General features: G+C 67.0%; 2 protein-coding genes and 1 pseudogene. All 3 read right to left on the bottom strand.

Annotation, left to right across the window (positions count from 1 at the left end; genetic code table 11):
- Positions 1–136 precede the first annotated feature (136 nt).
- A pseudogene (locus ABZT03_RS43200) lies at positions 137–676 on the bottom strand (DUF5987 family protein); the annotation flags it as partial.
- Positions 677–717: 41 nt separating this feature from the next.
- Positions 718–1,293, bottom strand: a complete 576-nt coding sequence (locus ABZT03_RS43195; protein WP_356049668.1) for a hypothetical protein — start codon at positions 1,291–1,293, stop codon at positions 718–720.
- Positions 1,294–1,532: 239 nt separating this feature from the next.
- Complete coding sequence (locus ABZT03_RS43190; protein WP_356049666.1) at positions 1,533–3,659, bottom strand: M4 family metallopeptidase; 2,127 nt, start codon at positions 3,657–3,659, stop codon at positions 1,533–1,535.
- Between the last annotated feature and the right edge of the window lie 898 nt (positions 3,660–4,557).

The following is a 4,557-nucleotide window of genomic DNA, read 5'->3' as shown; positions in this document are numbered from 1 at the left end:
TCGACCGTCTCCCGCGAGATCGCCCGTATCGGAGGCCGGGATCGCTACCGTGCCGCATCCGCCGATGCCGCCGCCTACGCGCGTGGGCGCCGGCCAGGGCTCTTGCGTAGGAGTGGGCGGGGTAGCGCCACAGGCCGTCCGGGTCGGGGGCTGGGAAGCCGATCCATACCAAGCCTGGGTGTCCGGCGCTCAGGGCGGTGGTGGTGTGCTGGTGGGCTGCGCTGTCGAAGGCCAGACCGGTCAGAAAGGCCAGCAACTGCCACACATCACGATCTGTTTCGGTCGGCCGCAGCGCGTCGCGGAGCACGGCGGTGCGCTGGTCGAAGTCCAGTCCGACCAGCGGCGGCCAGTTCAGCGGTAGCACGATCAGGTGACGGACGGCGTAGGCCGTGGCGCGGGTGTTGAGGAGTGCGGCGATGCCGGGCAGCAGCGCGGTCAGCGGCAGGTCCGGAGAGACCAGCAGGTCGACGGCGCCGGCCTGGACGGCGCCTGGTCCGCTCGCGGCGCCAGCGATCGGCCGGTCACCGGGAAAGCGGCGCTGGCCGGGGATCAGCGTGTCGACAAAGGCCTCCAGCGTCTGCCGGCTCCATGTGTCCAGACCATCGTCGGCCGACGCTGTCCGCACCACCCCTGGTGCGGACAGGGCTGCTACAGCGGCTGCGAGAGCCTTCAGCATCGTTCTGCGGCCACCGGCCGCCCATACGCCCGGCATCACGGTCACCAGCGCGGCAGACACAACGTCGTCGCGGGCACCGTCACCGACATGCCGCTTTCTCCAGGGTCACTGCCGTAGGCGGCCAGGAAGTCCGCCAACTCAGGAATCGACGGGCGCAGCGCCTGGACAACGTCCCCGATCCCGGCCGTTTGCCCGTTGATGCGGAAGTTCGTGAGCTGGGCCGCGGCCTGTCCGGCCGGCTTGTCGAACCAGTACTGGCCATCCCAGGCCACCCATGGCACCGCCCCGGTGGTGGATTGCACGCTCCAGTGGTCGATCTGGTAGTACCGGCATGACGGCACGGCGGCAGCGAACCGGGCTGGCTCCGCCAGCAGAAACTCCATCGCGCCCCCGTTGTCGAGGGTGATGTCCCGTTTGTCGTATTCCACGCACAGCGGGCTGCGCCACCACGCCCACAGTGGCGGCGCCTCGCCGCCGGCGTAGTGAAGCCAGTCGCATCCGGCGGCGAATTGCGGATCCCGGTAGGGAGCGGCCGCGGCGGCGGCTGGAGAGGCGGCGGCAAGCCCCACCATCAGGAGGGAGGCAGCAAGGGCGAGTACGGGGCGAAGATGCAGCACAGGGACCTACTTCCCGGGACTCAGACGAGACAGGCGGTACAGAACGACATGGAGTGGGCAGACGCGATGTGGACCTACGGGTGAGCCGATGGGCAGTCACACCGACGGGTTGGGGCGGCAACTCATCTACTGCGCGGACGGTGATGTCCCGCAGAGCGGTTCGCTGGTCGTAGTCCGGTCTTCCGGCCCCGGTGTGGGCGGGGCCGGAAGGTGTGCGCATTGTGCGGTGCCGGCTAGGTTCAGCTGGTGGTGAGGGCGGTGTCGTCGATGACGAAGCTGGTCTGCAGGGAGTAGTCCTCGGTGTCGGTGAACTTGAGCGTTACCGTCTGTCCGGCGAAAGCAGACAAGTTGTAGGACTTCTGTGTGTAGCCGGTGTTCTTGTTGAGGTTGGAGAAGCTGGCCAGGGTGGTGGAGTTGGCCTGGACGGTGAGTTTGTCGTAGGCGGTGCTGGTGGTGGTCTCGGCGGTGTCGATGTGCAGCCAGAAGGTGAAGGTGGCCTTGCAGTCGGCCGGGATGGTCACGGTCTGGGCGAGGGTGTCGGTGTGCTCGTAGTCATAGCCGCCAAGCCAGGCATACCAGGAGCCGGAGTGGGCTGGTTTCCCGCTGTAGTTGTCGACGACGTTGGGGGTCGTGGTCCAAGGGGACGAGGTTCCGGTCTCGAAGCCGGGGTTGCCCAGGAGCTGGCGTGGTGTGCAGGAGCTGGTGGTGCTGACGGTCCAGGTGAAGCTGGTGCTTGCGGTGGCGTTCGCACTGTCCTTGGCCGTGACCGTGACCGTGGAGGTGCCCGCCGTGGTGGGGGTGCCGGTGATCAGACCGGTGGAGGCGTTCAGGGAGAGCCCGGCGGGCAGGCCGGTGGCGCTCCAGGTGTAGGTGCCCGTGCCGCCGGTGGCGTGCAGCTGCAGACTGACCGGGGTACCAACGGCGGTGGACTGGCTGCCAGGGTTGGTGACCGTCACACTGCCGGCAGGTGTTCCGACGTTGACGCCGGCCCAGGCATCGGCGACCGCGTTGTACTCCGTGCTGCCGTTGCCGTAGAGGTCGGTGGCAGCGTTGAGGGTGGCGGTGCGGGCGCCGGCGTAGTTGGTGGTGGAAGTCATGTGGACGGTCAGGGCCCGGTACCAGATACGCAGTGCCTTGTCCCGGCCGATGCCGGCGACGGTGACGTTGCCTGCGGTGGGGCTGTTGTAGCTGACACCGTTGATGACCTTGGGCCCGCTGCCCTCGGCCAGGAGATAGAAGAAGTGGTTGGCGGGGCCGGAGGAGTAGTGGACGTCGATGCTGCCGATGCCCGAGTACCAGTAGTCCTTCGAAGCACCGTCTTTGGAGGGTTGGTCCATGTAGCGCAGCGGGCTGCCGTTGCCGTTGATGTCGATCTTCTCGCCGATGAGGTAATCGGGAGTGTCGGCAGGCAGGTTGGCGTACCACTCGACACCGGTGCCGAAAATGTCGGAGGTGGCCTCGTTCAGGCCGCCGGACTCGCCGGAGTAGACCAGGCCTGCAGTGGCGGACGTGACGCCATGGCTCATCTCGTGGCCGGCCACGTCGATCGCGGTGAGCGGGTGGGTGTTGCCAACGCCGTCGCCGTAGGTCATACAGAAGCAGCTGTCGGACCAGAAGGCATTGACGTAGTTGGTGCCGTAGTGAACCCGGTTGTAGGCGCCGACACCGTCGTTGCGGATGCCGTTGCGGCCGAAGGTGCTCTTGTAGAAGTCCCAGGTGGCGGCGGTGCCGTACTGGGCGTCCACGGCGGCGGACTGCCGGTTGGAGCTAGAGCCGTCACCCCAGGTGTCGTCGGCATCGGTGAACAGGGTGCCGCTGCCAGAGGTGCCGCCGTTAAGATCGATGGTGTACTGGTTGCCACGGCTGCCGTCCTTGAGCAGGTAGGCACTGCCGGAGGGCGTGGTGATGAGCGGGACCTGCCCAACGTAGACGCCGGTACCGCTTCCGGCATTGATGCCCTCGAACGTCCCAAGCACACGGTTGGTCTTGGCGTCGGTGACGACGTGCAGTTCGCTCGGCGTACCGTCCTTCTCACGGCCTGCAACGACAGTCTCCCAGGCAAGCTCAGGGTGTCCCCCGGAGGCCCACACCACCAACCGCGGGGCAGCCTTGATGTGACCGGGGCGGGAGACCGCCTCGACGGCGGTGGTCTTGGCTTTTGCCGCGGCCACGGAGGGGAGCATGGTGGGAAGCTGGAGCGGTACGGTGCTGGCCCGGTCCACCGAAGCGACCGTGCCGTCCTTGCGTTCGTGAGCGATCAGATCCCCGCCCAGAACCGGAAGCCCGGCCAGAGTCCGGTCGTAGCGCACGTGCTGGACACCGTCGGCGTCCACGACGATGTCCCTGGCCGTCAGCCTCTCGTTCATGCCCAGTCCGACGGCCCGGGCCACCCGAGGGCCATACTGGGTTGCCCGGGTCAGCAGCCGGGCACGCTGAGCGGGAGACAGCGAGACCGGGCCTGACACTGAGCGGCCGTCATGACGTCCGTCAGCAGGGGCGGAGACCGCCGGCGTGCCGGCAGTGAGCAGTGCACATGCCGCGACGACGGCGGCAATGGCGATACGGGCGGGAGTTGAGCGTCTCACCACGGACTCCTTCCGCGAGGCCGCAGCAGGTGCGGCCACGAGAACCCAGGCCGGCCACGTGAATGCGGGCCGAGTGCGATGCGGGGCCGGGAAGCAAGCGTGCTTCCGGAACACGTAAGGAAATGCGAGGCGATCCGCGCGGAAGACCCTGAAGCCACTAATGAGCATGCGCATGACTACCGTCAGGTAGCAAGAGTGGTGCAGTGACTCATCCACTCAACTCGAGGCGCTGTCACGTTAACGGGCGGGCGTGGGATGATCTTCAGGTTGATCGTGTCGGGGAGGGTTCGTTCGTGTCGTCGATGTCGCCGTTGTACAAGCGCCACCGCTACCCCGCAGAGATCATCGCGCACTGTGTGTGGCTGTACTTCAATGCCGAAAAGGTAGGCATGTCGCCTGGTTGTCAAGCAGCAGGGGGCGTGTTGCGCTGGGCCCGGGGGAGGCAGGAGAACAGAACGGGACCTTCGGTAGTTGAGTCGTCGACCAAGAAGACCAACACTGGAGGTCCCGTTGTCGGAGCAGTGTGGCACGATGACGCTGCATCAGACCATCACCACGGCCAGCGGGGCCTTCAGTCCGGGGCATCTGGGCGCGCTGACCCGGTACCTTCCGTTCGAGCTGGTCGATGATGTCCTGGACCGGCCGGGTCGGCGGGGCCGGAAGTCTTCGGTGCCGGGTC

It is taken from the genome of Streptomyces sp. NPDC005574, assembly GCF_040605435.1.
In the GTDB taxonomy this organism is placed as follows: Bacteria; Actinomycetota; Actinomycetes; order Streptomycetales; family Streptomycetaceae; genus Streptomyces.
The sequence above is the reverse complement of the archived record's forward strand: the minus strand, read 5'-3'. Positions and strand labels throughout refer to the sequence as shown.

Coding starts and splice junctions, on each gene's coding strand:
- ABZT03_RS43190 (WP_356049666.1), bottom strand. CDS start 3,659: ATGAACGAGAGGCTGACGGCCAGGGACATCGTCGTGGACGCCGACGGT.